The organism is Brucella oryzae, from assembly GCF_041929965.1.
Classification (GTDB): domain Bacteria; phylum Pseudomonadota; class Alphaproteobacteria; order Rhizobiales; family Rhizobiaceae; genus Brucella; species Brucella oryzae.
The window spans coordinates 251,116-277,960 of sequence record NZ_JBHEEO010000006.1 but is presented as its reverse complement, the minus strand read 5'-3'; the positions used below and the strand labels follow the sequence as shown (position 1 = coordinate 277,960).

Here is a 26,845-nt window from a genome sequence, read left to right as displayed (position 1 = left end):
TCGAGCAGTTCTGCATCGTCAACCTGGTCGCACTTGTTCAGGAACACAACGATTGCCGGAACGCCAACCTGACGGGCGAGCAGGATGTGCTCGCGGGTCTGCGGCATCGGGCCGTCAGCGGCCGAAACCACCAGAATCGCGCCATCCATCTGGGCTGCACCGGTGATCATGTTCTTCACATAGTCGGCGTGGCCAGGGCAATCAACGTGGGCATAGTGACGGTTTGCGGTTTCGTACTCGACGTGCGAGGTCGAAATCGTGATGCCGCGCGCCTTTTCTTCCGGCGCTGCGTCGATCTGGTCATAGGCCTTGAAGTCACCGAAAAACTTGGTGATCGCCGCCGTCAGCGACGTCTTCCCATGGTCAACGTGACCAATCGTGCCGATGTTAACGTGGGGTTTCGTACGTTCGAATTTGCTTTTTGCCATCGCCGTTGTTCTCTTTGTTCTAGAACCGCTCAAGCGCCAGCACAAAAGCCTTTTGGCTTTCAGGCCAGCATTTATGCCAAAACGGAACGGCGAACCGCCCGTCGATGATTCCTTACACGCCAAACCGCTCTGAAAAATTTGGAGCGGGTAGCGGGAATCGAACCCGCGTATTCAGCTTGGAAGGCTGCTGCTCTACCATTGAGCTATACCCGCGCACTCTTAACTCTGATCCGACAGTGGTGGAGGGAGTTGGATTTGAACCAACGTAGGCATAGCCAACGGATTTACAGTCCGTCCCCTTTAACCACTCGGGCATCCCTCCAGATATCACTATCAGCAGAGTCGAGCGACTAGGCATTTCCGCGGGGCTTCTGGCTGACTGTTGGGCCAGCCGTCGATCCGCGAGGGGCCTTATGACGATAAGCTTATCCCCTGTCAACAGGGTAAAAGCGAAAAGAATGCATGTCCGTCCACAACGTCGTGGAAAGTTCCTCTTCCACGCCCCCGTTTCATAGGCTTAAACGCCCGGATTTCTCAGGATTTTCTACTCGTTTGAGATTATTTGGCAATCAGAACAGCCTGATAGCAATCACAGGTGAAGTCGCTATCTTCCGTTCATCTAAAGAGTTATAAGCACGCCATGACCGATCAAAATTCGCCCCGCACACCCAAAGATTCTCATTATGCGCGCCTGCGCCGCCAACATCGCGACCAGAAGGCCGTGACAGAGGGCAAATCACCGCGCAAACCACAGCGCCCCTCTATTTCGGCAAGCGCCGTTGCCGAGGGCACCGTACGCCTTTATGGCCTGCATACGGTCCGCGCCGCCGTGGAAAACCCGGAGCGCAGAATCTTGCGTATGCGCGCCACGCGTAACGGCTTTGCGCGACTCGAAATCGGAGAGGCCGAATCTCTCCCCTTCCCTGTCGAAATCGTCGATCCGCGTGATATCGACAAGGAAACTGGTTCCGAGGCCGTCCATCAGGGCGTTATGATCGAAGCAGAGCCGTTGCGCGCCCGAAAACTGTCTGAACTGAAAGAGAGTCCGCTGCTTCTCGTCCTCGATCAGGTGACAGACCCGCACAATGTCGGCGCCATCATGCGTTCAGCCGTCGCCTTCGGAGCCGGCGCACTGATTACCACTAGTCGCCACAGCCCGCAGGAAACCGGCGTTCTGGCGAAAGCTGCTTCCGGCGCACTCGAGATGATCTCGCATATCGAAGTGCGCAATCTGGCCGAAGCGATTGAAGAGCTGCACGGTCTCGGGTTCCAGACCATCGGTCTTGATTCGGAAGGGCCGATGGAAATGGAGGCCACCTTGTCTGGCGGACGAATCGCTCTGGTACTTGGTGCAGAAGGCAAGGGCCTGCGACAAAAGACGCGCGAAACGGTCACCGCGCTTGCCCGCCTTGACATGCCGGGAGAAATCAAATCGCTCAACGTATCGAATGCGGCCGCCATTTCGCTTTACGCTGCTGAACGCTATCTCCGCGCACGTTGATTCGATTATGATTCTTGGATGAAATGACTCCCGGCCGGTTTTCCTGCCGGGAGATATGGAAAAGTCGTTTCGGAAACTGAATCCAAAAGCTATCATTTGCAACCACAGGACGACTTTTGGAACGAGCTCTCAGGCAGTGGCGATATAGGTGCGGATATCTTCCGCTTCACGCTCGACGTCTTCGATGCGCCGTTTCACAACGTCACCGATTGAAATGATTCCCACGAGCTTGCCGCCTTCTTCCACCGGCATATGGCGGAATCGGCTTCGCGTCATAATTTCCATCACCTGATTGATCGTGTGATGTTCACGGCAGACCTGCACTTTTGCCGTCATGACTTCTGCAACCGGCATGCTCATAGCCTTGGTTTCTTGTGCGGCAACGGCGCGCACAACATCGCGTTCAGATAAGATACCCTTAATTCGACCGGCCTCGTCGCACACCACCAGCGCACCGATCTTGTGTTTGTTCAACATGGCGACAGCGTGGGATAGCGTATCGGCAGGTGCGATAATCAACACATCCCTGCCCTTTGTCTCGAGAATCGATCTTACTGTCATGCCAAAGTCCCTCCAAGATTTAGCACTTGCTGCTTCAACAGCCATATGAAGCAGAACGCAGCTCCCCCCACCACGTTCCATGATGGTGCGCTTTGATCGTCAGATTGGCAAGTGGCATCAAATGGGGAAGCCCTATCGCCTCAGCACCGCATCATAGCTGCGCGGGCGATCCATCAGTGAAATACCGAAGAACCCAGCGATGAAACCGCCTATATGCGCTTCCCATGCAATGCTTGAAAGGTCCGCGCCGCCGGTCGAGTACAAACCTGTAATGATATTGATCAGGAACCAGACGCCCACAAAGGTCAGTACAGGCTTCAGTGTCAGGGTTAGCCCCACGGGGAGAACGGGGCCTGCAAATTCCGATCTGCGTCCATGGCCGATACGGCGGAAACCATAACGCGCCGCAGCACCCATCATCCCCGAAATTGCTCCCGATGCCCCCACCAGCGGCGAAACGCTGTCCGGATAGATCGCATAATGAGTCAATCCGGCAATCACCGACGTGAATATCCAGAAAACGATCATCCGTCCCGTACCAATGCGGCCAGCTAGCGGAGAACCGAAAGCTGCAAGCCAGATCATGTTGACGGCAATATGGGCAATTCCGCCATGCATGAAGGAATAGCTGATAAGCGTGAACAGGGCGGAGGGATCTGTAAAACCGTCTGCCAGTGAGAAACGTGCCGGAATGAGCGCGAAATTCAGCATGAACTCATAGTTCTGCTGCTCGCTGACAAGATAGTTCTGATAAACATACACAGCGACGCATAGGCCGATCAGAGCGAGAACAACGCCCGGAATATTGAATATCGGCTCACTACCGCCCGACCGGCGGTTATTGCCGTTCATTTCCGGCTGGGGAAGGCTCATGAACTGCTGCTTTCTATTTTATGCGAAGCACCGCAATCGGACTGAAGAGGCCTCATATGTCTGGTCGATGCATGTTGATAGGGCACAATTTGTTAAAAATAAAGGCCGACGGAGGTTCCCGGTCGGCCTTGACGCGAACAGAAATCTTTCGCGAAATTAAATCTGGAGCTCAGAAAAACGCCAACCAAGTCAAAGGCTTCGTCTGATGTTTTATCAAAGCGCGTCTTTCGGCGCCGTGCAACTATTACTTATTATTAACCTTAACAGACGAGCCCGGTGGATGAAGAAAGGGTTAAACTGGCATCCTCGCCGTTAATACTATTTTAATGCGTTCAACAGCGGAGCCAGCCTCCGCGTGCAACGGACAAATCAACGGCGCATCATGAAACACCGCAATACGATCGCGATTTTCAGCGAATGGCAGCGCTTGGCCCGCTCGGAAAGCGGTGCCTTTCGTGCCCCGATGCGCGAACGGATCGAGCCGCGCAAGCTTGGACGCCATCTGTCCGATCTCTTCTTCCTTGAAGCCGACACGCACGGCGATTTGTCGTTTCGTCTGGCCGGAACGCGCATATGCACCCTGTTCGGTCGCGAACTGAAGAACACACGGTTTCTCTCGCTCTGGTCTGAGCGGGACCGCGCAGCCCTTGGCGAACTGTCACAAAATATCAGCACGCTGGAAGTCCCCGCCCTCATTTCGCATGTTGGAATCAGCATGTCCGGACGAAGCCTTGGGCTGGAAATGTTTCTCGCCCCGCTTGAAGCGTCGAATGGACAGGTCAGCCTTCTCGGCAGCATCGCTGTGCTTGATTCCGTCACATGGGTTGGAGCAGATCCAATCGTCCTCGGCCATTTAAATTCCATCGAACCGGTGGCCCCCGATCTGATTCTGGCAGAGGACGTGCGAAAATCGGCCGCCATCACAGTAAATGCGCCCCGAACGGGCCGAGAATGGACGAATGTTCGTCTGACGAAGCCGCAGGAACATGCAGCTCCGAAATTGCGCGTCATCAAGGGCGGCAAAGCCTGATGCAGGGTTGAAATCGCGATTTCTCTTTATTGGCCCGTGATGTAATGTCTGCCGCAGTAAGAGTGGGCAAATTTCGAGATGGATCGGTTTTGATGAAAAGATTTGCTGCGGCATCTCCTGCAAACACTGTGCGGCAGGAAAATTTCAACACCGTGAATGTCGATCTCAACGGGCGCTACATGCTGGAAAACCGTAGCGAATTTCCCTGCATCATCAAGCGTATGTCACCCGGAACCGCGCTCATGAGCGGCATTGCAACGCCGCGCAACGGCGAACGGATCATCGCCTATATCGACCACGTCGGGCGGATCGAAGGAATTGCCAACGAAGTTACCTCCGAAGGCTTCCACATTCTCCTGTCGGCGTCGGAACAGAAGAAAGACAAGCTTTCCGCACAGCTGACCTGGCTCGCCAACAAGCACGAGCTTGCCCTGCCCGAAGATCGCCGTCACGAACGCGTCGTGCCGCGCAAAACCCAGCAAAACATTACTTTTGCCGACGGCGCCCAAAGATTGTGCCGCATTGCCGACCTTTCGCTTTCCGGTGCGGCCATCGAAAGCGAGTTCAAGCCCGCGATCAAGAGCGGCGTCATGCTTGGACCGATCCGGGGGACTGTCGTCCGTCATTTCCAGGGCGGCTTCGCAGTCGAATTCGCTACCATCCAGACCAGCACAACACTGGACAATCTTTTCGGCTGAAAGCATCCGCCCAAAAGATGAACGCGCGTCAAGGTTACGGAATGGCAAACCGCGAAATACCCGAAATCACAAAAAAGCCGCAAAAACAGACCGATTTGCCCTGAATTTGTCCGTTCGTTGACAAAAAGTTTCAGCGTTATTTGCAGTTTTAATCGAATTTGACTCGCATTTTCGCGCACAAATTTGCGTGCCTTCAAATTGTCTAAGTCATCTTGGTCTCCAACAGGGAGACAAAAAATGACGAAACAAACCATTATCGCAGCCATGCTGATGCTGCTCGGAATCGGACTGGCAGAGGCAGCAAGCCCCGCTTCCAATTCACCATGGATGGCGACCGGCGACAGGACTTCGCAGCCCATTGGCCATTACGAATTCTGTGAGCGCTATAGGTCTGAATGCAATATCACCAGCCGCAACAGCAATATGCTGAAGCTGACACCGGAAATCTGGAAGCAGATCATTGCGGTCAATGCGAGCGTCAACGAAAAGATTGCGCCGATGACCGATATGGAAGCCTGGGGCCGCGAGGAATATTGGGAATACCCGACAACAGTGGGGGACTGCGACGACTACATGCTTTTGAAGCGCCGCGAACTGATGGCGCTTGGCATCCCGGCCAATACGCTGCTTTTCACGGTGGTTCGCCAGCCGAACGGTGAAGGCCATGCTGTCCTGACGGTTCGCACCGACCGCGGCGACTTCATTCTCGACAATCTCGATCCCCGCGTCCTCGCCTGGAACAAGACCGACTACACTTATCTCAAGCGCCAGTCGACCACAAACACCGGAAGCTGGGTCTCGATCAAGAGCGACCGCGAACTCCTGGTCGGCAGCATCAAGAACTAACCAAAAAGATAAATCGAAAAAGGACGGGCCGTCAGTCTCCCTCTGGCCCCGTCCTTTTTCTTTTCAGGCTGGTTCCAGCCCACGCATGAAAGACCGAGCCTTCTCGACGTAATGTTCTGCCGAAAGCTTTAGTTTTTCGACCGCAGCATCGTCCAGTTCCCGCAGAACCCTTGCAGGCGAACCGACCACGAGTGAATTATCCGGTATTTCCTTACCCTCGGTCACAAGAGCCCCCGCCCCGATCAGACAATTCTTTCCGATCCTCGCGCCATTGAGAACGATGGCACCCATGCCGATCAGTGTATTTTCACCTACGGTGCAGCCATGAAGAATGGCCCGATGCCCGATGGTGCATCCTGCACCGACTGTCAGCGGAAAGCCGATATCCGTATGCATGATGGTGTGTTCCTGAACATTGGTATCGTCACCGATGGTGATCGGCTCATTATCGCCGCGCAAAACAGCACCGAACCAGAAACCGGCATTCTCACCGACAACGATCTTGCCGATCAGGGTCGCGTCGGGCGCGATCCAGTTGCTGCTGCGGTCCGCGAATTGCGGCTTGTGCCCATTATATGCATAGATCGGCATGTACTTCCTCCATCGGCAAACTCGATATTGAATCGCTAAGCCGTTTCAAGCTGTCATACAAGCCCGACTTCACGCTCTGTTAACCATAAAAGACCGATATTCTTTTGCAATATCATCACGATGACACCCTGATGGAAACAGCACCAGATTACACCGCCTCGAAAATGGGAAGTCGCCTCTTCGGCTGGCTGCTGTTGGCGGTTATCGCTCTGATTCTGCTTTCAGTCGCCGTGAATATTGGCGGACGTCTGCTTGGTCCGCTGATTGCGCGAGGTGGGCACTCCGACAGCACGCACGCCTATGAAATCATCATTGGCAACAACGTCCTGTCGATCCCAGCCAATATGATCCGCTTTTCGAACCAGCGACGCGATGGGGTGACCGGACGTCTCGATCTTTATGCCCGCTGGCCGGGCCTTACCGGCTACACGGAACGCGACCGCGCCATCTTCAACCTGCTCACTCCGAAACGGCATCTCATTTTCATGTCCATCGAGCAGCGAACCATGTCCCGCGACATGAGCGGGCGTTATCTGCCGATCTATGCCGAGTTGATAGACCCGAACGGGGAATCTGCCCCCGGAAATCTGACCGTACACCGCTTTCTCGAAAATAGCGGTTATAAGGGCGAGGAACTGATCTTGTCCGACCCGAGCAGCGGCAAGCCGGAATTCGTAGCGCGATGCCTAGCGGACAGTGCGGCGGAAAGCTTCAATTCATGCGAACGCGATGTCCAGTTCGGACGCGACCTGCAGATACTCTATCGCTTCCCCCGCTCCATGCTTGGCGACTGGAAGTCACTGGACAGCGCAGTCATTGATTTTGCCAGTGCTCATCTCCTTGACGGCAAACCTGCCGACTGACGCCGAACGAAAACGAGCGATGGAGCCGCCACCAGATAGATTGCTGGCCCGACCAGCCACACCCATCCGTTCCAGCTGGCAGCAGTCCTCATATAAAGGGCTGTAAAGATAATCGGCCCTGCGACAGCACTGATATTTGTGAGGCTAGCGAGCGTGCCCTGCAGCGCCCCTTGTTTGTTTTGGCTGGTCCTGTCCGAAAGGACGGACTGCAGAGCAGGCATCGCTATCCCCCCAAATGCCAGCAAGACAAGAATTGGCACCACCATCCAGCCTTCTGTGGCAAGTGCGAGGGTTGCCATGCCCAGCCCATCCGCCGCCATTCCAATGATGATCGCATATCCAGCTCCAATTGTTGCGACGAGACGACCCGTACCAAGCCATTGAAACAAGGCATGCAGCAAACCGAACGCCGCAAGCGACAAGCCCACATATGTCGTATCCCAATGGAAACGATCTTCAGTGAATATTACCCACAAGGCAGCTGGTATCTGCCCTACAAGTTGCAGAAGAAAGAAAACCCATAGCAAAGGTTTCAGACCCTTCTGCACACCCGATGGCAAAAGAGTGCCAAAGGGCTCATTCGTCTGGGGCTCCGGTTTGGTTGTTCGTCGAACCTCCCGCATCAAAAGGAAGACAGACAGGGCCATAAGGCCGTTGATGGCCGCGGCGGCTGCGAACGGAGCTGTCGGCGACACATTTCCCAATGCGCCACCAATGACCGGTCCAAGAATCATACCGCCGCCGTAACACGCACCCAGCCAGCCAAACGCCTGAGCGCGTGTGCCCTCTTCCACCGTATCCGCTACGCTGGCGCCAGCGACCGCCATCGTCGCTCCCATCATGCCCGACAGGATGCGACCAACATAAAGAACCCAGAGATGGGGGGCGGCAGACATGATGGCATAATCGATTGCCGCTCCGATAAGCGAGCCAAGCAAGATCGGTTTCCGGCCAAACCGGTCGGACATTCGCCCCATAACTGGAGCGAAGAAAACCTGCATCAGCGCATAAAGAGACAACAGCATTCCATAGTGACCCGCCACATCTTCGGAATGAGCCACATCGCGCAGCAAGCTGGGCAGGACTGGCATCGCCAGCCCTATTCCCACCGCGTCCAAGGCAGTAACAGCCAGAACGATCATCAATGTGCGGTTCATATGCCGAGTCCTGTAATTTATCATCGATAAGGAACTGGACTTAAAATTTATCAATGATAAATTGTCAAGGCATAACTGATTTGGTGAGCGCTTTGGTAAAACTACACCGTGACGCCGTGATACGAACGGCACTGGAACTTTTGAACGAGGTTGGAGAAGAAGGTCTGACGACCCGTCGTCTGGCCGAACGACTAGGCGTGCAACAACCCGCGCTCTACTGGCATTTCAAAAACAAACGCGTACTGCTGGATACCCTTGCGGAAACGATTTTGGCAGAGCATCACGACCACGCCTCACCGCGTGCTGGGGAGAACTGGCGAGATTTCCTGATTGAGAATGCGCGTAGTTTTCGGCGGGCGTTGCTGACTTATCGCGATGGTGCGCGCATCCATGCCGGAACGCGCCCGAATAACAATCAGATGGGACAGGCGGAAGCTCAGATCGAATTTTTGGTTCACGCGGGATTCACGCCCGCCGATGCAGCACGCGCACTGATAACCATAAGCCATTATGTCGTCGGTTCAGCGCTGGAACAACAGGCTGACTTCCACGAAACCACGCCATCCGATGAGGCGAATATTGCGGCAACATCAACAATGGCCGAAGCCATCGCAACGCTGGATGCAGAAGGCCCGGAGAGCCTGTTCGATTTCGGATTGATACTGTTAGTTGATGGGCTGGAGCGGCATCAGCGGCCCTAGAGTCAGAACCTAGAGCATTTCCAGCAAAAGTGCGAAGCGGTTTTGCGTAGGATAATGCGACAAGACAAATAGTTAGAGCGGTTCCAGCGGTTCTGTAAAAATAGAAACCGCTCTAAGACAAGCACATCTACTTCCCGCTCAATTCCTGGAGAGCTCGTTGCCCGTCCTCGCTAAACCTGATCTTGCTGAGCGGAACCCCGCTCAAAAGATGTTCCTCCGTGGCAGCCAGCACAATTTCCAGCTTTAATATTTCCGCCGATCCGAGAAGCTTCCAGCAGCCTTTTCCCGCGAGAAGGGAAAAGTCGCGATCCATGATATAAGCTGCGGCAGCATAATCGCCGTCACATTTCCCGACGCTTTGCGGCTCATCAAGGATCTCAATCACCGAGCGCGAGCCATCGTCCTGCTCGGTTTCGATAGTTCCCAGAATTTCTGCGCGCGCAGCTAAAGACAGGGCCATCAGGAGCATGGCCAATGAAAAACCAAATTTCATAGAGACAACCAAGGCTCAGGGATAGTGGTGTCAGGATAACAAAACGCCCTCTCCATTGTGGAAAGGGCGTCAAATAGCATTCATGTCTGGCGTCAGCGTCGTTTGGACGCGATTGCCGTGGCCGATCAAAGATCAACGTCGAGAATGGCCATCGAGAAATTGTAGGAGAGTTCGCCCTCATCCTCGTCCTTATAGATCAGGCCAAGAAATTCGTCATTGAGGTAAAGCTCGGCGGAGTCGTTCTTGCGCGGGCGCGCCTTCACCTGCAGGCCGGGATTGTTGAAGGTCCGTTTGAAATAAGCGTCCAGTTTTTTGAGTTCTTCGGGTTTCAACCGGCTTCTCCTGATATTGAATTGAGCCGGTTTATTGCACCCGGCAATTTCCTATGTAAACCCCCGGCAAAGCCGTGCTCAAGGGTTGTCGGCAGTTAATAGCTTCTTTTGACAGAATATAGGCCGCATGCTGGAAAAAACCAGCAAGCGGCCCGTTCGGCCTGCAACGATACGACGTATCGCCTAAATCCCTTCGCCCAGCATCTGGTCCATGACGCGGGAAGGCTCCGCACAGCCCGTATCGCCTATGATCCGGGCCGGCACACCGGCAACCGTGACATTGTTCGGGACGGGCTTCACCACCACCGAACCGGCCGCGATTTTCGAGCAATGGCCGACTTCGATATTACCGAGAATTTTCGCACCAGCACCGATCAGCACGCCATGGCGGATTTTCGGATGACGGTCGCCGCTCGATTTGCCCGTGCCGCCCAGCGTGACGCCATGGAGGATCGAAACATTATCTTCAATCAAGGCCGTTTCGCCGACCACAAGTCCCGTCGCATGATCGAGGAATAGGCCGCTGCCAAGTCGTGCTGACGGATGAATATCGGTCTGGAAGATCGACGATGAACGGCTCTGCAGATAATAGGCAAAATCCTTGCGGCCTTCATTAAAGAGCCAATGCGCCAGACGATGGGTCTGGATCGCATGGAAACCCTTCAGATAAAGGATCGGATCCATGAAGCGGTTATAAGCCGGGTCGCGATCATAAACCGCCTGGATATCGACACGCACAATCTGGGACCATTCCGGATTGGCATCCAGCATTGCATCAAAGGTCTGGCGCAGAATATCGGCGCTCACATCGGCATGGCCAAGACGCTCGGCAATACGATGCATGACCGCATCTTCCAGACTCGGCTGGTTGAGGATCGTGGCATAAAGGAAGGTTCCCAATACGGGATCGTTTTTAGCAGCTTCCTCCGCTTCGGCACGGATGGAATGCCAGATGGGATCGACCTGACCCAGACCGGGGGTCGCTTTCGCTGATGTGCGAACGGACATATGCATACTCCAGTTTTGCACCGCGCGAGGAGGAGACGACAGCCGAACTTTTCGCTCAATCCCAGCACCGCAATACGAGTTCGGTGCGCAGCATAACTTAAAATGGTTTGCCTTGACACAGCCGAATTTGACGCGCCTCGCCGGCGCGCTCTTTGTCCAAGATCAAATTCCCGTCAGAGCGGGTTTTCTTTCAAAAATTGCAACACCGCCTGCTTGTAGACCTTGTCACCAACAGCCAGCATGTGGTCGCGGTCTGGAATATCCACGGCCTGTCCATTTGGCAGGAGATCGGCCAGTTCCTGCGCGCTGCCTGCAATATCGTCAGTGGTGCCGACGGCCACGAGAACAGGCTGCATGATACGTGCAATCGCAGCAGCGGAAACCAGTTCCTTGGAGGTGATCACACAGGCCGCAAGGGCTATACGGTCACTCTTCGTCTGGTCGGCAAATTTGCGGAACATCTGTCCACGCGGATGGGTGATTGTGGCCGGATCTTCTGCCAGAAGCGCCTCGCCAATCGGCTCCCAATCGCCAGCGCCCGTCACCATGCCGATACCGAGACCGCCGAAAACGGCGCTATGAACGCGCTGAGCGTGTTCGATAGCCAGAAATGCTGAAATACGCGCGCCCATGGAATAGCCCATAACATGCGCTTTTTCGATCCCGAGATGATCAAGAAGTGCGGCTGCATCTGCCGCCATTTTGGTCGGTGTATACTCGTCCTCGTCATGGGGTTTCGCCGAAAGTCCGTGCCCGCGATTATCGATCGCAATGACGCGATATCCGGCTTCGGTCAGCGTGCGGAACCAGCCGGGTGAAACCCAGTTGACGAGGCTTGAAGACGCAAAGCCGTGAATGAGCAGGATCGGATCGCCTTCTCCGTCCTGACGGTATGCCAGACGCAAGCCGTCATGTTCGAAATATTCGATATCGAGGGCACTCACCTGATTATTCCTCTTGATTGTATTGTCTCGATATCAAGACTTGCACGCACCGCAGATCACGCGATGGATAGCCTTGTCACCAAGCTTTATGCCGGTCCGTTTAACCGTACCGGCCAGAAGTTCTACGACATACGCTGCCGGAACCTCAGATGAAATGATATTTTCGGAGAATGGTACCGCATTTTCGTGAATGGCCGATACGCGCCCCTTGTCGTCAAGGAAAACCATATCAAGAGGCGACGGTGTATTCTGCATCCACATCATGACGCGGCGCATCTCGCCAAACACGAAGATCATCGCCCGGTCCTTGGGAAAATCCGTGCGCCACATCAGGCCGCGCACACGCGCATCGTCACTTTCGGCCACTTCCAGCGCAAAATTCACCTTGTTTCCATTGGCGGTGACGAATGTCAGCGGTTCCTTGTCGACCGGCAGCCGCATTGGCTGGGTTTCATCAGCCTGAGCAGCGAATGCAAAGAAAACAAATGCGAAAGCAAGAAAAATGCGGCCCATACCCTGCCTACTTGGATAAACAAACTGGTTTGGAACCTATCAACGGGACAGGATGGCGACAAGACCGCTTGGGACCACAGAGGGCGCCCCTCACCTGCTTGTTACAGTACGATCAGGGATTTAGCGCGCTTTGAACCGGCCGCTAATGCGAAACTGGGATTGCCGTGCCGATATCCGGATGGATTTCGGCAGCCATCAGGCCCTTGTCGCCCTCACCGAAGCGAATGAGCACAACCTGGCCGGGACGCAATTCCATCATGCCGAAACGACGCAGCGTTTCCATATGGATGAAAATATCTTCCGTACCCTCACCGCGTGTCAGGAAGCCGAAGCCTTTGGTACGGTTGAACCACTTGACGATCACGCGCTCGAGACCGCTCGAAGGCGTAACGATGACATGAGTGCGCTGCGGCGGCATCTGCGCCGGATGAACGGCGGTAGACGTATCCATCGACAAAACGCGGAAACATTGCAGGCCACGTTCTCCCTGACGGACTTCGCAGACGATGCGCGCACCTTCCAGAGCAGTCTGGAAGCCATCGCGACGCAGCGACGTCACGTGGAGAAGAATGTCATTCAGGCCTGGCTGGTCTGGAACAATGAAGCCGTAGCCCTTGGCTACATCAAACCATTTGATATGGCCCGAAACTTCGATGATGTCGCCCAGCTCCTCCGAGGCGTGCTGGCTGTGAAACTGGTCATTTGACACAGACTTGTCCGCCATGCGTTCGCCCCTCCTCTGTTCTTCCGTTGCGATTCCGACCTGATTCTCGCCCAAAGAATAACACTTCCTTAACCGGAGGCGGCAAGCCCAAACTTATGTCGTCCCCATGAAGACCACAGACTTCGCAGTTTCATGGTTACTTTTTTAAAGCGCGGCAGCAATTTGAAACTGAACCACCACCTGAAATATGGCCCGCCGTCAATTTGGCAATGATGTTTCCGGGACAATTCCGGTCACGTCTGCTGCTCAAAATTTTTGATCGCCATTCTGTCCGTGATAACTTGACCTTCGGCTCCAAGCATCGGATTCGATGAACACCTGAATTACAACAGCCGAGGATAAGACTATGCGCTATCTGCACACGATGGTCAGAATTCGTGACATCGACGAATCTCTCGATTTTTATGTAAACAAACTCGGCCTTGAAGAAATCCGCCGCACTGAGAACGAAAAAGGCCGCTTCACGCTGATCTTTCTCGCTGCGCCATCCGACACGGACCGGGCGAAGGCCGAGCGGGCGCCGGAACTGGAACTCACCTTCAACTGGGACCCGGAGACCTATACGGGCGGGCGCAATTTCGGCCACCTCGCCTATGAAGTGGACGACATCTATGCCACTTGTCAGAGATTGCAGGATGCAGGCATTACCATCAATCGTCCGCCGCGCGACGGGCACATGGCCTTCATCAAGTCGCCCGACGGCATTTCCATCGAGCTGATCCAGAAGGGCGACCGTCTGGCCCCGCAGGAGCCTTGGGCTTCCGCCGAAAATATCGGCAGCTGGTAACAGAGCATGGCTCCCGAAAGTGGAAACCGGTTTCGGGAAAAGACATGCGTAAAATAAAAAACCCGGTCGAGAGACCGGGTTTTTCAATCCTGAACGGTTATTCCGTTCCCTGAATGGCCGCAAGGAGCCATTCGCCGCCATCCGTGCGGGTAAACGTCCACAGTTCCACGCTTTCCACCGGCTCATTCGGGTTGCCCTCGACGACGGCGCCGGTGTTGCGGTCCAGCATGACGTCGATTGCCGAATAGCGGATCGCGACGGTTGCATAGTCGACATTGCCTTCGCGCCAGGCTTCGGAAACGTCGCCCTGAAGCAGCTTCACGTCCTTTACCTCGTTGCGCATGCCGCTGGAAGCGATCTCGCCCAATTCTTCGGCCAGATAAGACATGGCTTCCGGTGTGGCAAGCTTGCGTAGCGCGGCATAGTCCTCGCGGCCATAGGCGGTCTGGACTTCAGAAAGCATCTGTTCGAAACGATCCAGGTCTTCCTGACCCACATCCATCGGTTCATCGTCAACCACCGGAGCAGCTTCCTGTTTGCTCTCGAACGGGTTCACCGAAGGCGTGCGGCCACCGAAACTGGCCTGAGAACCAGCTTGTGAGGCTGCGGTCTTTGCCGCGCCGAAAGGCTGCGCGCCCGCATTACCGACGCCTGCCGCTGCCGGCTGGCGACGATTTGCGAACATGCGCATGACAAACATCGCAATGAGCGCGATCACCGCAACCTGCAACAACAAGCCAAACATGCCGGCAAGACCGCCAAGGCCGTTGCCCAGCAGCATGCCGATCAGGCCACCGACGAGAAGACCGCCCAGCATGGAGCGGCCAAAATTACCGAACATGCCACCGGAGCGCTGCGCCTGTGCAGCATTCTGCGTGCCTGTTGCACCCGGACGGTTGGTCTGCGTCGCACCGGTATTCGGCATCATCGAGCGTTCCATCGGCGCAGCATTGTTAGGCGCAGTACGCGTCGGAGCAGGCGCCTGATAGGTACGCGCGCCACGGCTGCCGAAACCGCCACCGCCCGCACGACGAGCCTCGGCGAAATCGACCGCAGCAAAAGAGGCGATCAGCCCCAATACCATTGCAGCTGTCAGTTTGGTCAGGCGGCTTCCGGAACCCGGCATCGTTTACTCCCATTTAGAGACATGTATGAATGTTTAAATCAGTGCTCATATGGGAATTCCTCCCTACCCCTCACAAGAGCATGAAGACAAAAAACTCCAGAAATTTCAAATGGACCCAGAAACTTTAAAGAGGGCCGGAACTTTAAACAGGCAAAGCGGCATCCAGAATCTGTATCTGAGGAGTAACCGAGCCATTCCAATGATTTAGCGACAGATTGCCTGCCACATGCACGCTCTGGCCGAGATTGTTGAAGAGGAAGCGTCCAAGATCGCCCTCAGCTGCCCGGAAAGCGATGGCGTTGACGCGCTTTCCATCCGCGCCACGCAACGCAACACGCACATGATCGCGCCCGACCCCGCGCACATCGGCCAGGACATGATGCGGCAGCGCCAATATGGGTTGGGGATGTGCCGAACCATATGGCCCCGCCTTCTGCAAAGCTTCATAGAGCGACACGGTAGCCCCCGATGCAGCCAGTGCACCGTCGATGGAAAGGCTCTGGTTTTCGCGCAGGCGCGAAACGATATGGGCCGATTCTTCTTCGAGATAAGCACGCAACGCGCCAAGATTTGCGCGCTCGATGGTAATGCCTGCCGCCATGGCGTGACCGCCCCCTTTGACGAGCAGCCCGCGCTCCATCGCGCCCCGCACCAGCTTGCCGAGATCAAGCCCCATGATCGAACGACCGGACCCCGAACCGACACCATTGGCATTGAAGGCAATGGCAAAGGCCGGTCGCCGCGCCTTTTCCTTGAGCCGCGAGGCAAGCAACCCGACAATACCGGGATGCCAGCGGTCACTCGCCGTCACGATGACAGATGCGCCCGCGCCGCCGGAGATTTCCAGCGAAGCCTCCGCTTCTGCCTCCATGAGCATTTCGGCTTCCATGGCCTGACGCTCCTGATTGAGCCGGTCGAGTTCCACGGCGATGCGATCCGCCGTTGCCGGATCGTCCAGCGTCAGCAGTCGAGCGCCAAGCCCCGCATCGCCGATGCGTCCGCCCGCATTGATGCGCGGCCCGATGAGATAGCCCAAATGGAAGACATTGAGCGGTTCGCCAATGCGTGCAACACGCGCCAGAGCGGCAAGGCCGACATTGGTTTGCGAACGCGCCACAACCAGTCCTTTGACAACGAAAGCACGATTGACCCCGGTTAACGGCACCACATCGCAAACCGTTGCCAGCGCCACCAGATCGAGCAGGGAAAGAAGATCGGGACCCGGTCCTTTGCCGCGCTCGCGCAGAATTTTGGCGACCTGCACCAGCGTCAGAAAGACGACGCCTGCCGCACAGAGATGGCCCTGCTGCGAAATATCATCCTCGCGGTTCGGATTGACGATGGCCACTGCATCTTCCGGCAGATCGCCGCCGACCTGATGGTGATCAAGCACCACGACATCCGCTCCAGCCTGTTTCGCTGCCGTGATGGAAGACGCGCTGTTGGTGCCGCAATCGACGGTCACGATCAGGGTCGCGCCCTTGGCAACAAGATCGCGCATGGCATCGGGATTGGGACCGTAGCCTTCAAAAATCCGGTCGGGAATATAGATCGAATGCTGAATGCCATAATGTTTGAGAAAGCGCGCCATCAGGGCGGACGAACACGCCCCATCGACATCGTAGTCGCCAAAAATGGCCACGGTCTCGCGACGCAGAATGGCATCGGCAATGCGCCCTGCCGCATTTTCCATATCGGTGAGCGTCGCAGGATCGGGCATGAGACTGCGCAGGGTCGGGTCGACAAATTTCGGCGCGCCCTCCACGGATACGCCCCGCCCGGCAAGCACGCGGGCAACCAGATCGGAAATACCGTGATGCTGCGCAATGGCAAGTGCCGTATTGGCCTCGCGCAGACCAAGCCGGTCTACCCATTTCTGCCCGGTTGCGGATTGTTTTATTCCGAGGAAAAAGCGCTCTGTCGTCATAAGTTTCTAAAGACACAAAAGGCGGCATTTTTGCAATGCCGCCTGTGGTTTATAGGAAGCGATATCAGGCACAAGTTCGCCGATCGTCATACAGTAACTCAGTTCTCGCGTGCCGCTCGCGCCAAACCGTGCGAAACCAGCCGATCGATCACTTCGGGATAGCTGATACCGCTTACCGCCATCACCTTGGAGTACATGCTGATATCGGTAAAGCCGGGAATGGTGTTAATCTCGTTCAGCACGATACGCATATCTCCTGTCACGAAGAAATCTACTCGCGCCATGCTGTCGCAGCCAAGCGCGCGGAATGCCTTGGCGGCAATCTCGCGAATTTCATTCTCGATCTCTTCCGGCAATTCAGCCGGAACCTTTATCGCAGCTCCATCGGCATCGATGTATTTCGCATCATAACTATAAAAGCTGTGGGTTTCCGCTGGTACGATTTCGCCCGTGCGCGATATAAACAATGCGCCATGTTCGTCCTCGATAACCCCGCATTCGATTTCGCGCCCCTGAATGAACTCTTCAGCCAGCAGCTTGTCATCATAAGTGAAACCGTTGGATAAGGCAGCTTGATAGTCTGCTACCGTCGCAACCTTATTAACACCGACAGACGAGCCCTGACGGGCGGGTTTGATGAAGATGGGTAAACTCAAAGCCCGTTCGAGCGCGTCGAAAGCCGGAACCTCTCCGTCGTAGATCGCGATAGATTTTGCCGTAGGTACACCGGCTTCATTGAACAAACGCTTCGCAATATCCTTATCGAGGGCGTTTGCAGAACCCGGAACACCGCAACCTGCCAGCGGCACACGTGCAACTTCAGCTAAGCCTTGCACTGCACCATCTTCACCGTGAAGACCATGCAAAACCGGGAATAAAATATCGATTTTGGTCGTCTCATAGGGAGTACCGGCATCAGGAATTACAATGATGCGCCCGCAGCCACCCGGCACGAAACATAGCTCTGCGCCACTTGAGGGTTTCTCCAGCATACCGTTCTGGAAATGGCTCAACAGCCACTGTCCCGTGCGTGTTACATAAACGGGAACAGCCTCATATTTGGTCGGATCCAGTGCGTTCATAACATTGGTAGCCGAGAGAACGGAAACATCGTGCTCCGCAGAACGTCCGCCATAGAGTACTGCTATACGTAACCTGTTCGACGTTTCAATCATGTCCGCTCCAACTGTTCATATCCTTGAGATTGAACACAATCCCGATCAAAATGACAAATCTTTGGTCGAGCCCTTTGCAAAGAGCCGCCAAACAAAAATCCCGAAAAGCGCGGACGCTTTTCGGGATCGTTTATCTCGTCGTCATATCTGACGCGACAGGTCCTGGAGCATTTCCAGCAAAAGTGTGAAACGGTTTTGCGTAGGATAATGCGACAAAACAAATGGTTAGCGCGGCTCCAGCGATTCCGTTAAAACAGGAACCGCTCTAGAACTTGGACAGATCCTGATGCCTTGCCTTGATCTCGCGCACAGTCTGCGAGCTTGAACGCATGACGATAGTGTGAGTCTGGATATAGTCGCGGGCGAACTTCACGCCGGAGAGCATATTGCCATCCGTCACGCCGGTAGCGGCAAAAAGCACGTCGCCCTTCGCCATTTCTTCCAGCGAATAGACCTTCTTCGGGTCGGCAATGCCCATCTTGGCGGCACGGGTGATCTTTTCGTCGGTGTTGAGCTGGAGACGGCCCTGCATCTGGCCGCCAATGCAGCGCAGGGCTGCCGCAGCCAGAACGCCTTCGGGCGCGCCACCAATGCCGATATAGATGTCGATGCCGGTTTCGTCCGGGTTTGTCGTATGCATGACGCCGGCCACGTCACCATCGCCAATGAGGCGGATCGCGGCGCCGGTTGCGCGTACTTCCTCGATCAGGCGTGCATGGCGCGGACGGTCCATGATGCAGGCCGTGATTTCGTTCGGTTTCACACCCTTCGCCTTGGCGACTGACATGATGTTATCCGTCGGGCTGGCGTCAAGGTCCACGACGCCCTTCGAGTAGCCCGGACCGACGGCAATCTTTTCCATGTAAACGTCAGGCGCGTAAAGCAGGTTGCCCTTCTCGGCAATCGCGATGACAGCGAGCGAATTCGGCAGGTTCTTGGCGCAGATCGTCGTGCCTTCCAGCGGGTCAAGCGCGATATCGACGTCCGGTCCCTGCTTGGTGCCGACTTCTTCACCGATATAAAGCATCGGCGCTTCGTCGCGCTCGCCTTCACCGATAACAACCGTTCCAGCAATCGGAAGTCGATTCAATTCCTGACGCATGGCATCGACGGCAGCCTGATCGGCAGCCATTTCGTCGCCACGGCCACGCAGCCTCGCCGCGGCCACCGCTGCACGCTCGGCCACGCGGACCAATTCGAGTGTAAGAATGCGATCCAGTCCCTGGACTAATCCATGCGGGTGCTGCTCTGCGGTCTTGGCCATTTGAACAAAGTCCTGAATTCGAATTGCGTGGACGCGGCGCAAGAAGCCCGCGATTGCCGCCTCTTATAGCGACACTGTGCAAACCTTTTGTCAAAGTCCCCCGCCCCCTGCAAGGGCGGGAGAGTTAAAAACATTGTACGCTCAAACTCTTAATCGATTTAAGCTATACACGCTTGGTTTCATGTCCGGGCCGGATGTGAACGCTCACACCCGGCCAGAAGTTGCAGAAATCGTTAAACAACCAAAAGATGTTGCAGGCAATCAGCTTCCGATTCCATCAAAGAAAAACTCCGGGCTTTCCACTTCAACCAGCCTTTTTCTTTCGATCATCCAGAAACGGTTGCCGACATTGCGAACAAAACTGCGGTCGTGCGAGACGATCAGGCTCGCCGCCTCATTGCGCAGCAGTTCCACTTCCAGCGCTTCCTGACCTTCGATATCGAGATGATTGGTGGGTTCATCAAGAATATAGAAGTTCGGATTGGTCAGTCGCAAAATCAGCATGGCAAGTCGCGCCTTCTGCCCGCCGGACAAGCGTTCCAGCGGCTTGGCCTGCATTTCAAGCGTCATGCCCGCCCCGGCCAGCAGGGATCGCGTCCGCTGGTCGCCAATGTCGAAGCTTCTCGCAATCGTCTCGAATGGTGTCCAGTCCGGACGAAGCTCCGACAAGGCCTGATCGCTATATCCAAGCACCAGGGACGGTGTCGCCTTTATCCCAGCCTGCGCTTGATCCGGTGCAACAATGGTCTCACGCACCAGCGTCAGTAACCGCGTCTTGCCCATACCGTTGGCGCCCAAGAGGACAATCCGGTCAGCCGGATTGATCCAAAGCTGTCCCGTCTTGAAGAGAAGCCGTTCGTCAGGTGTGGCAATTTCGACTTGATCGAGAACAACCAGAGCCTTGGCGTGGCTACCTCTGCTGTTCAGGATGATCTTGCCGGCAGAGCGTTCCACATGCGCCGCCTTGGCGCTTTCCTCAATCTTGTCGGCCCGCGCCTTTAATTGCTTGGTTTTGACCACGAGCAGATCACTGCCCGAATTGATGCCAATATTGTTGAGCTTCGCCGCCTGCCTGCGCAATTGCTGAACCGTTTTCATGTCCTTTTCAAACTGACGGGCATCAGCCGCGTCGATTTCATCAAGCGCAACGCGGGCCTGACTGTATGGCAAGGCGAAAACCGGAGATTTTTCTGCCCTCAAAAACAGCGTTCGTTTCGTCACCGCATCAAGGAAAGCGCGGTCGTGACTGCTGACGATCACCGCCACCGAACGCGGCAACGCATTCAGCCAAGTTTCCAGCAGCCGCACTTTTTCGAGATCCAGATGGTTGGTCGGTTCGTCGAGCAAGAGGACATCGGGTTCAGATATCCATGCCCGCGCCAGAAGTGCAAGCCGCTGCCAGCCGCCGCTCAACTGCCCTACGGGACGCTGCCGCAGTTCTTCGGTGACGTTGAGATCATCCAGCACGATATCGGCGCGCCAGCTTTCGTAATCGCGCGCTTCATCGTCGAGCCCATCCAGCACAACCTCGTAAAAGCTGCGACTGAACAGGCTTTCTGGCATATATTGGCTAACATAGCCGATCTTCAGCCCACGCGACCGCGTGATGGTACCGAGCGTTGGCTCACCCTCACCAACAAGAAGGCGGAGAAGACTTGTCTTGCCGCGCCCGTTGGCAGCGACGATGCCAAGCCGCTCGCCCTCGCCTATAACGAGATCGAGATTGGCGAACAGGGGTTCATGAAGGGTCAGCGAAAGATTCTGAATAGAAACAAGAGACATGGCAATCAGCCCAATTCTGCCACGCACGAATGCCCGGTTTCCAAACCGCGACACGAATAGATGTGCTGGCGAAATTCCGGCAGCGGTTCAACGACCGCGCCTTCAGGAAAAGGCAGATAAGACCGTGGTGTTAGTCTTTTTCCGCCCTGCACAAATTACTTATGCAGGGCAAAATCGGGGCCGTGCTGACGGTGATAGTCGTGACGCGTCACATACATCATACAGCCCTCCTTTTCCTGTTCTTGTCTCTCTAAACGAATGAAGCCGGATCAAATCCGACCCGGCTTTCATAACAAAGGTAAATCGAACGTGCAAGAGAGGTGGCTTTAGGCTCACCCGGCCCGTTCGATGCGGATCATCTGTGGCTTGTCGACCAGATGATCGTCCTTGAGAATCGCTTCCAGCGCCTTCTTGACGGCCGATTCGGTCGTCTCATGCGTGACGAGGATGACCGTCTTGATGCCTTCTCTGGCGGCATCGTCCATCGGCGGGCGCTGGACAATGGATTCCAGCGAGATATCATTTTCAGCCATGCGTTTTGCAATGGCCGCAAAAGCGCCAATGCGATCAAGGACGGTCAGGCGGATGAAGTAACCGCCTGCGTGCTTGCGCATCTTGGCCCGCTTGTAAGGCTGCAATGCCTTGGCAGGCGTCCCAAACACCGGGCCATGCTGGAAGCCCGGACGGCTCTTGGCGATATCCGCGACATCGCCGATCACGGCTGACGCTGTGGCATTGCCGCCCGCACCAGGGCCGGAAAGCAGAAGCTCGCCCAGAAGATCGGTTTCGATTGCCACCGCATTGGTAACGCCATGGACCTGCGCGATCACCGACGAGGTCGGCACCATGGTCGGGTGCACGCGCTGTTCGATACCGGTATCGGTCTTCTGCGCAACGCCCAGAAGCTTGATGCGATAGCCGAGTTCGTCGGCGGCGCGGATATCGGCCAGCGAAATATTGCTGATGCCTTCCAGGTAGATGTCGTCAGCAGCGATCTGCGTGCCAAAGGCAAGGCTGGTGAGAAGCGCCAGCTTGTGCGCCGTGTCGTTGCCTTCGATATCGAAGGTCGGGTCGGCTTCGGCATAGCCGAGTCGTTGCGCATCCTTGAGACAGTCCTCGAACGAAATCCCCTCTTCCCACATCCGGGTCAGGATATAGTTACAGGTGCCGTTCATGATGCCGTAGACGCGCGACACCGTATTGCCGGTCAGCGATTCACGCATCGCCTTGATGACCGGAATGCCACCTGCAACGGCCGCTTCGAAATTGAGCAGAACGCCCTTGTCCTCAGCGATCTTCGCAAGCGCGACGCCGTGGCGCGCAAGCAATGCCTTGTTGGCGGTCACAACATGGCGACCGGCGCGCAGAGCCGCTTCGACGGACGCCTTGGCCGGGCCATCTTCGCCGCCGATCAGCTCGACAAAAACGTCGATATCGGCAGATTTGGCCAGTTCGACCGGATCGTCGAACCATGCAATGCCCGACAGGTCGACCCCGCGATCCCGCGTGCGATCACGGGCGCTGACCGCCGTAACCGTCACAGGCTTGCCGCACTGGCGCGTGAGCATTTCGGACTTGTCACGCAGGATACGCAACACCGAAGCACCAACGGTGCCGAGGCCGGCAACGCCGATCCGTAATGCATCACTCATTATATCGACCTTCTGTATGGAGTGGCTTAATCGGGTGGGAAGCCACGGGCTGCATGATACCGCCCGTGGCCATCTTGAAAATATTATCCGCGACGACCTTCGAGCGGAATCACATTCTGCAGGTTCTCGTCCTTGGCAGAGAGGAACCGCTTGATGTTGCGCGCAGCCTGACGAATGCGATGTTCGTTCTCGACCAGCGCAATGCGCACATAATCATCGCCGTGTTCGCCAAAACCGATGCCTGGTGCGACGGCCACGTCGGCCTGCTCTACCAGAAGCTTGGAGAATTCGAGCGAACCGAGTGAACGGAAGCGTTCCGGGATCGGAACCCAGGCGAACATCGTCGCGGCTGGCGGCGGAACATCCCAACCCGCACGACCAAAGCTTTCGACCAGCACATCACGACGCTGCTTATAGACATTGCGCACATAGGCGATGTCCGAACCGTCTCCATTCAGTGCTGCCGTAGCGGCAACCTGAATAGGCGTGAATGCGCCATAATCGAGATAGGACTTCACGCGTGTCAGGGCCGCGATCAGGCGTTCATTGCCCACAGCAAAGCCCATGCGCCAACCCGGCATGGAGAACGTCTTCGACATGGAGGTAAACTCGACCGCAACATCCATGGCGCCCGGCACTTCCAGCACCGATGGCGGCGGATTGCCGTCGAAGTAGATTTCGGAATAGGCCAGATCCGACAGGATGACGATGTCATGCTTGCGCGCAAAAGCCACCACATCCTTGTAGAAATCAAGCGTCGCCACATAGGCCGTCGGGTTGGACGGGAAATTGAGGATCAGCGCAATCGGCTTCGGGATGGAGTGCTTCACGCCGCGCTCAAGCGTCGGAATAAAGCTGTCATCCGGTTTCGCCTGAACCGAACGGATCACGCCGCCGGACATGATGAAGCCGAACGAATGAATCGGATAGGTCGGGTCCGGACACAACACCACATCGCCCGGCGCAGTAATGGCCTGCGCCATATTGGCGAAACCTTCCTTGGAACCGAGCGTGGCAACGACCTGCGTATCCGGATTGAGCTTCACGCCAAAGCGACGCGCATAATATTGCGCCTGCGCACGACGAAGCCCCGGTATTCCCTTGGATGAAGAATAACGATGTGCGCGCGGGTCCTGCACGGCCTCGCACAGCTTGTCTACGATATTCTGCGGGGTCGGCAGATCAGGGTTACCCATGCCCAGATCGATGATGTCGGCACCCGCCGCTCGCGCCGATGCCTTCAGACGATTGACCTGTTCAAAGACATAAGGGGGCAGACGACGGACTTTATGGAATTCTTCCGACATGATCCTGTTCCAGTGGAGGGTTGAACGTAATGGCGCGTATGCGCCGCAATGGAGCTATACACCTGTTCTCGAATCGGGTCGAGACGTGTTGCCGCGTCAAAGAACGCGGATTTCGTCTTTAGAGCACATCCCGAAAAGTGTGAAACGGTTTTCGGATAAGATGCGCGCCAAAAACCAAGGAAGAGGATTTACTCTTCCCCGCTTTCGATCTGTTTCAGGGTAGCGTTCGTTTCCTGCTGCGCCTGCTGGCGCAAGCTCGCAGCCTCGGCAGGCGTGAAGCCGGCGCCGGTGCCTCTTGATGCCGCCAGACGCGTGCGGTCGGCATCAAGCTTGGTAGTAAGCTGTTGCTTTTCTTCCGGAGTGATCTGCGTGGTCGCAGCCTTCGGCATATGGCCGAATGTCGGGAAAACACCGGTACGGGAAGCGCCTTCCTGCGGCGTGCCCTGAAATTCTTTTCCGCCCGCGCATGCCGTGAGCATCGCCGCCGCTGTTGCTGCCAGCAAAAGATTGGCGATCTGCCGCGTGCGCTTGGTCATGTTTCTGTTCCCGGTTAATGCCGCATAAGGTGCCGTTGGCCACGACACCAGACAAAGATAAAGCAATTGCCAAGGGATAGCACCAAGTCGAGGCATCCTGTCAACAAGTGAGTGATGTGAATCGGAAATTCGCCTATCCTGAAGGCGGAACGCGGCTTGCAGACTATCTCCGCCGGCGGACAGGCATGATATATGTAACCAAAGGTTACATAAAGTAATATTTCGTTATAACTGAATACTCCGCACTGAACCCGAAGTCATTTAACGCTAATTCTGCATCAATAGTTGCTTTCGGCGATTAAAAAACTTAAAAATTGGTAACTAATTGCCGATCAGGTGATTTGCCTAATACGGCGGAATGTCGGTCACAACTCTGAAGTGACCATCATAAAACGCTGATATTTCTGAATTTCTTTCCCGGCATAGACAGTCGGGAACTGTGGGGACGATAGCCATTAAACATGACGTCAGCCTCGCACGGGAGAGCCGATCTCCCGAAACCAGAGGCTCGAATGAGTTCGGGTCGCCAGACTGGTCAGGGAAATCGAGCTGGAGCAGACTGTTGAAATTTGCACATTCTACACACCGGACCACCGGCAGGTTTCTCTCAGGCAGCGTGGCTTTGCTTGCGCTTCTTGTCGCCTCCTGCACGTCAACCGGTACAGGGCTTGACGGAAAGCCGCTTCAGATGACGTCCGCAACTGGCGACTCCATGATTGCCGATACATTACAAAGTGCCGCCGATCAGACCGCTGCCGCCGAGGCAACGACGGTCCCTTCGACGGAAGAGAAAAAGGCGGAAGCCAAGCCGGGTGAAACAAAGCCCGCGACCGTTGCCGAAGCGACCAACACCAGTAATAAAGAGCAGGCAAAACCGACCGAAACTGCGACAGCCGCTGAACAGCAACCAACACAGGTAGCCGCTCTCACCCCACAGCAGCCCAAGAGCTCATCGCTTTTCAGCATGTTCGGTGGCAGCAAGGCCGCTGAACCAGCACCTGCGCAAGCAGAAGAACAGCCAGCGGCAACCGCTCCAGCCGAAGCCGCGAAAAAGCAGCAGGAACAGGCGAAGGAAGAAAAGACAGCCGAAGCTGCAGAACCACAGCAAACCACAGCGGCAAAACCCGCCGAAGCTGAAAAGCCTGTACGGGTTGCTTCATTGTTCGGCTCAACGAAGAGCGCTTATGCCTCACCGCAACGCCCAACGGCCTCGCAAGGCAGCATAGCCCGGCTTTTCTCCGACGAATCGACCGGCACACGCTCCGACAGGACCGAAAACAGAAAGCTTGCGGTCGCAAAGCCCGTTTCACCATCTGCGAAGCACGAATATAATTATTCGCTGCCCGGCGTGCGCCCCAATGGCGGCGTGGAAATCAAGCATCGCAACAGCCTTTATGACGATAGCGATATCGACGCGAACGAAGACGATCAGTTTGCAAGCGTAACGCTTGCTTCGGCTCCGGGCCTCGCCCGGCTCGCACCCAATGGCCTGAAAGTCCAAAGGCAGACCGTAGATGTTGCCTGCCTCAAGCCGCAGCTCGTATCCATGCTGAAAACCATGGAGCGGCATTTTCGCCGTCCTGTAATGGTGACCTCGGGCTATCGCAGCCCTTCCTATAACCGCAAGGTCAACGGTGCCCGCAAATCGCTTCACATGATCTGTGCCGCTGCAGATATTCAGATCGATGGCGTTTCCAAGTGGGAAGTAGCACGCTTCGCCCGATCCATGTCCGGGCGCGGCGGTGTCGGCACCTATTGCCATACGACATCGGTTCACGTCGATGTCGGCCCGGAACGCGATTGGAACTGGCGCTGCAAGGGCTAGAAAAGGAACTTTTCGAAATACCGGAAGCCGGATCACATGATCCGGCTTTTTCTTTATTTTCAACGAAATAATGAAACCGCCAACCGAAGTTTTCCCCATTTTTGCAGTATATTCGATTTTTTTCAGAAAAGTGTTTTTTGGGCTTGCGAGTCAGAACCTTCCTGAATATAAGCCCACTCACACCAGCAGGCGCCCATCGTC

Annotated in this window: 27 protein-coding genes and 2 tRNA genes; 8 read left to right on the top strand and 21 right to left on the bottom strand. The window is 55.7% G+C overall.

What is annotated here, in order from left to right:
- The 3 genes from JNC70_RS08945 to JNC70_RS08935 form a co-directional block, all read right to left on the bottom strand.
- A partial coding sequence (locus tag JNC70_RS08945) for a GTP-binding protein (RefSeq protein WP_374788577.1) occupies positions 1–428 on the bottom strand: 428 nt, incomplete at its 3' end.
- A 139-nt stretch (positions 429–567) separates the two neighbouring features.
- Positions 568–641 (bottom strand) — tRNA-Gly (locus JNC70_RS08940).
- 24 nt (positions 642–665) lie between these two features.
- Positions 666–750, bottom strand: a tRNA-Tyr gene (locus tag JNC70_RS08935).
- Positions 751–1,068: 318 nt separating this feature from the next.
- On the opposite strand from JNC70_RS08935, the gene JNC70_RS08930 reads away from it, so the two are divergent.
- On the top strand, positions 1,069–1,929 hold the full coding sequence (locus tag JNC70_RS08930) for a TrmH family RNA methyltransferase (RefSeq protein ID WP_104755818.1): 861 nt from the start codon (positions 1,069–1,071) through the stop codon (positions 1,927–1,929).
- 129 nt (positions 1,930–2,058) lie between these two features.
- On the opposite strand, the gene JNC70_RS08925 is transcribed toward JNC70_RS08930, so the two are convergent.
- Together JNC70_RS08925 and JNC70_RS08920 are read right to left on the bottom strand one after the other, a co-directional pair.
- Positions 2,059–2,490 (bottom strand): CBS domain-containing protein, encoded by a 432-nt coding sequence (locus tag JNC70_RS08925; RefSeq protein WP_104755819.1) that lies wholly within the window; start codon positions 2,488–2,490, stop codon positions 2,059–2,061.
- Between the two features lie 132 nt (positions 2,491–2,622).
- Positions 2,623–3,363 carry a rhomboid family intramembrane serine protease gene (locus JNC70_RS08920; RefSeq protein WP_104755820.1) on the bottom strand — a complete coding sequence of 247 codons (741 nt, stop codon included), beginning with the start codon at positions 3,361–3,363 and terminating at the stop codon, positions 2,623–2,625.
- 382 nt (positions 3,364–3,745) lie between these two features.
- On the opposite strand from JNC70_RS08920, the gene JNC70_RS08915 reads away from it, so the two are divergent.
- The 3 genes from JNC70_RS08915 (at position 3,746) to JNC70_RS08905 (ending at position 5,937) form a co-directional block, all read left to right on the top strand.
- Positions 3,746–4,393, top strand: a complete 648-nt coding sequence (locus tag JNC70_RS08915; protein ID WP_245414765.1) for a PAS domain-containing protein — start codon at positions 3,746–3,748, stop codon at positions 4,391–4,393.
- 92 nt (positions 4,394–4,485) lie between these two features.
- Positions 4,486–5,091: a PilZ domain-containing protein gene (locus JNC70_RS08910; protein ID WP_104755821.1), complete on the top strand. Its 606-nt coding sequence runs from the start codon at positions 4,486–4,488 to the stop codon at positions 5,089–5,091.
- Positions 5,092–5,328: 237 nt separating this feature from the next.
- On the top strand, positions 5,329–5,937 hold the full coding sequence (locus tag JNC70_RS08905; protein WP_104755822.1) for a transglutaminase-like cysteine peptidase: 609 nt from the start codon (positions 5,329–5,331) through the stop codon (positions 5,935–5,937).
- Positions 5,938–6,000: 63 nt separating this feature from the next.
- Here JNC70_RS08905 and JNC70_RS08900 read toward each other — a convergent pair whose 3' ends face one another.
- Positions 6,001–6,528, bottom strand: coding sequence for a gamma carbonic anhydrase family protein (locus tag JNC70_RS08900; RefSeq protein WP_104755823.1), 528 nt, complete (start codon positions 6,526–6,528; stop codon positions 6,001–6,003).
- Positions 6,529–6,659: 131 nt separating this feature from the next.
- Between JNC70_RS08900 and JNC70_RS08895 the strand changes: the two genes are divergently transcribed.
- Positions 6,660–7,391 carry a hypothetical protein gene (locus JNC70_RS08895; protein ID WP_104755824.1) on the top strand — a complete coding sequence of 244 codons (732 nt, stop codon included), beginning with the start codon at positions 6,660–6,662 and terminating at the stop codon, positions 7,389–7,391.
- Here the strand turns inward: JNC70_RS08895 and tet are convergent.
- Positions 7,361–8,548 (bottom strand): Tet(A)/Tet(B)/Tet(C) family tetracycline efflux MFS transporter, encoded by a 1,188-nt coding sequence (gene tet, locus JNC70_RS08890; RefSeq protein ID WP_104755825.1) that lies wholly within the window; start codon positions 8,546–8,548, stop codon positions 7,361–7,363. The two genes, JNC70_RS08895 and tet, sit on opposite strands and share 31 nt — an antisense overlap.
- 83 nt (positions 8,549–8,631) lie before the next feature.
- Between tet and tetR the strand changes: the two genes are divergently transcribed.
- A complete protein-coding gene (gene tetR / locus JNC70_RS08885; protein ID WP_280952354.1) occupies positions 8,632–9,249 on the top strand; it encodes a tetracycline resistance transcriptional repressor TetR in 618 nt (205 codons plus the stop codon).
- A gap of 127 nt (positions 9,250–9,376) precedes the next feature.
- Here the strand turns inward: tetR and JNC70_RS08880 are convergent, their stop codons facing one another.
- From JNC70_RS08880 to JNC70_RS08855, 6 genes are all read right to left on the bottom strand, one after another.
- On the bottom strand, positions 9,377–9,742 hold the full coding sequence (locus JNC70_RS08880; protein ID WP_104755826.1) for a hypothetical protein: 366 nt from the start codon (positions 9,740–9,742) through the stop codon (positions 9,377–9,379).
- A 125-nt stretch (positions 9,743–9,867) separates the two neighbouring features.
- Positions 9,868–10,074, bottom strand: a complete 207-nt coding sequence (locus tag JNC70_RS08875) for a DUF3126 family protein (RefSeq protein WP_104755827.1) — start codon at positions 10,072–10,074, stop codon at positions 9,868–9,870.
- A gap of 183 nt (positions 10,075–10,257) precedes the next feature.
- Entirely contained in the window at positions 10,258–11,082 is an 825-nt protein-coding gene (cysE, locus tag JNC70_RS08870) for a serine O-acetyltransferase (protein ID WP_104755828.1), read from the bottom strand.
- A 173-nt stretch (positions 11,083–11,255) separates the two neighbouring features.
- Positions 11,256–12,026, bottom strand: a complete 771-nt coding sequence (locus tag JNC70_RS08865) for an alpha/beta fold hydrolase (protein WP_104755829.1) — start codon at positions 12,024–12,026, stop codon at positions 11,256–11,258.
- Positions 12,027–12,059: 33 nt separating this feature from the next.
- Positions 12,060–12,539 carry a DUF192 domain-containing protein gene (locus JNC70_RS08860; protein WP_104755830.1) on the bottom strand — a complete coding sequence of 160 codons (480 nt, stop codon included), beginning with the start codon at positions 12,537–12,539 and terminating at the stop codon, positions 12,060–12,062.
- A gap of 142 nt (positions 12,540–12,681) precedes the next feature.
- Positions 12,682–13,263, bottom strand: coding sequence for a cold-shock protein (locus JNC70_RS08855; protein WP_104755987.1), 582 nt, complete (start codon positions 13,261–13,263; stop codon positions 12,682–12,684).
- Positions 13,264–13,609: 346 nt separating this feature from the next.
- Here JNC70_RS08855 and gloA point away from each other — a divergent pair, with 346 nt between their 5' ends.
- Positions 13,610–14,050 (top strand): lactoylglutathione lyase, encoded by a 441-nt coding sequence (gene gloA / locus JNC70_RS08850; protein WP_104755831.1) that lies wholly within the window; start codon positions 13,610–13,612, stop codon positions 14,048–14,050.
- Between the two features lie 97 nt (positions 14,051–14,147).
- Here the strand turns inward: gloA and JNC70_RS08845 are convergent, their stop codons facing one another.
- The 8 genes from JNC70_RS08845 to JNC70_RS08810 form a co-directional block, all read right to left on the bottom strand.
- A complete protein-coding gene (locus tag JNC70_RS08845; RefSeq protein WP_104755832.1) occupies positions 14,148–15,176 on the bottom strand; it encodes a Tim44 domain-containing protein in 1,029 nt (342 codons plus the stop codon).
- A 142-nt stretch (positions 15,177–15,318) separates the two neighbouring features.
- A complete protein-coding gene (gene recJ / locus JNC70_RS08840; RefSeq protein WP_104755833.1) occupies positions 15,319–17,103 on the bottom strand; it encodes a single-stranded-DNA-specific exonuclease RecJ in 1,785 nt (594 codons plus the stop codon).
- A 98-nt stretch (positions 17,104–17,201) separates the two neighbouring features.
- Positions 17,202–18,278 carry a D-alanine--D-alanine ligase family protein gene (locus JNC70_RS08835; protein WP_104755834.1) on the bottom strand — a complete coding sequence of 359 codons (1,077 nt, stop codon included), beginning with the start codon at positions 18,276–18,278 and terminating at the stop codon, positions 17,202–17,204.
- 265 nt (positions 18,279–18,543) lie between these two features.
- Positions 18,544–19,542: a class II fructose-bisphosphatase gene (gene glpX, locus JNC70_RS08830; RefSeq protein WP_104755835.1), complete on the bottom strand. Its 999-nt coding sequence runs from the start codon at positions 19,540–19,542 to the stop codon at positions 18,544–18,546.
- A gap of 261 nt (positions 19,543–19,803) precedes the next feature.
- Positions 19,804–21,324 carry an ABC-F family ATP-binding cassette domain-containing protein gene (locus JNC70_RS08825; protein ID WP_104755988.1) on the bottom strand — a complete coding sequence of 507 codons (1,521 nt, stop codon included), beginning with the start codon at positions 21,322–21,324 and terminating at the stop codon, positions 19,804–19,806.
- A 332-nt stretch (positions 21,325–21,656) separates the two neighbouring features.
- Positions 21,657–22,976: a homoserine dehydrogenase gene (locus tag JNC70_RS08820; protein WP_104755836.1), complete on the bottom strand. Its 1,320-nt coding sequence runs from the start codon at positions 22,974–22,976 to the stop codon at positions 21,657–21,659.
- 83 nt (positions 22,977–23,059) lie between these two features.
- A complete protein-coding gene (locus JNC70_RS08815) occupies positions 23,060–24,283 on the bottom strand; it encodes an LL-diaminopimelate aminotransferase (RefSeq protein WP_104755837.1) in 1,224 nt (407 codons plus the stop codon).
- Positions 24,284–24,471: 188 nt separating this feature from the next.
- Positions 24,472–24,819 carry a hypothetical protein gene (locus tag JNC70_RS08810; protein ID WP_104755838.1) on the bottom strand — a complete coding sequence of 116 codons (348 nt, stop codon included), beginning with the start codon at positions 24,817–24,819 and terminating at the stop codon, positions 24,472–24,474.
- A gap of 562 nt (positions 24,820–25,381) precedes the next feature.
- Between JNC70_RS08810 and JNC70_RS08805 the strand changes: the two genes are divergently transcribed.
- A complete protein-coding gene (locus JNC70_RS08805; RefSeq protein WP_104755839.1) occupies positions 25,382–26,644 on the top strand; it encodes a YcbK family protein in 1,263 nt (420 codons plus the stop codon).
- Positions 26,645–26,845 lie beyond the last annotated feature (201 nt).

What these genes read in the sequence shown, in the direction of transcription:
- JNC70_RS08930 (WP_104755818.1), top strand. Translation starts at nt 1,069, where the DNA reads ATGACCGATCAAAATTCGCCCCGCACACCCAAAGATTCTCATTATGCG.
- JNC70_RS08925 (WP_104755819.1), bottom strand. Translation starts at nt 2,490, where the DNA reads ATGACAGTAAGATCGATTCTCGAGACAAAGGGCAGGGATGTGTTGATT.
- JNC70_RS08920 (WP_104755820.1), bottom strand. Translation starts at nt 3,363, where the DNA reads ATGAGCCTTCCCCAGCCGGAAATGAACGGCAATAACCGCCGGTCGGGC.
- JNC70_RS08915 (WP_245414765.1), top strand. Translation starts at nt 3,746, where the DNA reads ATGAAACACCGCAATACGATCGCGATTTTCAGCGAATGGCAGCGCTTG.
- JNC70_RS08910 (WP_104755821.1), top strand. Translation starts at nt 4,486, where the DNA reads ATGAAAAGATTTGCTGCGGCATCTCCTGCAAACACTGTGCGGCAGGAA.
- JNC70_RS08905 (WP_104755822.1), top strand. Translation starts at nt 5,329, where the DNA reads ATGACGAAACAAACCATTATCGCAGCCATGCTGATGCTGCTCGGAATC.
- JNC70_RS08900 (WP_104755823.1), bottom strand. Translation starts at nt 6,528, where the DNA reads ATGCCGATCTATGCATATAATGGGCACAAGCCGCAATTCGCGGACCGC.
- JNC70_RS08895 (WP_104755824.1), top strand. Translation starts at nt 6,660, where the DNA reads ATGGAAACAGCACCAGATTACACCGCCTCGAAAATGGGAAGTCGCCTC.
- tet (WP_104755825.1), bottom strand. Translation starts at nt 8,548, where the DNA reads ATGAACCGCACATTGATGATCGTTCTGGCTGTTACTGCCTTGGACGCG.
- JNC70_RS08880 (WP_104755826.1), bottom strand. Translation starts at nt 9,742, where the DNA reads ATGAAATTTGGTTTTTCATTGGCCATGCTCCTGATGGCCCTGTCTTTA.
- cysE (WP_104755828.1), bottom strand. Translation starts at nt 11,082, where the DNA reads ATGTCCGTTCGCACATCAGCGAAAGCGACCCCCGGTCTGGGTCAGGTC.
- JNC70_RS08860 (WP_104755830.1), bottom strand. Translation starts at nt 12,539, where the DNA reads ATGGGCCGCATTTTTCTTGCTTTCGCATTTGTTTTCTTTGCATTCGCT.
- JNC70_RS08855 (WP_104755987.1), bottom strand. Translation starts at nt 13,263, where the DNA reads ATGGCGGACAAGTCTGTGTCAAATGACCAGTTTCACAGCCAGCACGCC.
- gloA (WP_104755831.1), top strand. Translation starts at nt 13,610, where the DNA reads ATGCGCTATCTGCACACGATGGTCAGAATTCGTGACATCGACGAATCT.
- JNC70_RS08845 (WP_104755832.1), bottom strand. Translation starts at nt 15,176, where the DNA reads ATGCCGGGTTCCGGAAGCCGCCTGACCAAACTGACAGCTGCAATGGTA.
- recJ (WP_104755833.1), bottom strand. Translation starts at nt 17,103, where the DNA reads ATGACGACAGAGCGCTTTTTCCTCGGAATAAAACAATCCGCAACCGGG.
- JNC70_RS08835 (WP_104755834.1), bottom strand. Translation starts at nt 18,278, where the DNA reads ATGATTGAAACGTCGAACAGGTTACGTATAGCAGTACTCTATGGCGGA.
- glpX (WP_104755835.1), bottom strand. Translation starts at nt 19,542, where the DNA reads ATGGCCAAGACCGCAGAGCAGCACCCGCATGGATTAGTCCAGGGACTG.
- JNC70_RS08825 (WP_104755988.1), bottom strand. Translation starts at nt 21,324, where the DNA reads ATGTCTCTTGTTTCTATTCAGAATCTTTCGCTGACCCTTCATGAACCC.
- JNC70_RS08820 (WP_104755836.1), bottom strand. Translation starts at nt 22,976, where the DNA reads ATGAGTGATGCATTACGGATCGGCGTTGCCGGCCTCGGCACCGTTGGT.
- JNC70_RS08815 (WP_104755837.1), bottom strand. Translation starts at nt 24,283, where the DNA reads ATGTCGGAAGAATTCCATAAAGTCCGTCGTCTGCCCCCTTATGTCTTT.
- JNC70_RS08810 (WP_104755838.1), bottom strand. Translation starts at nt 24,819, where the DNA reads ATGACCAAGCGCACGCGGCAGATCGCCAATCTTTTGCTGGCAGCAACA.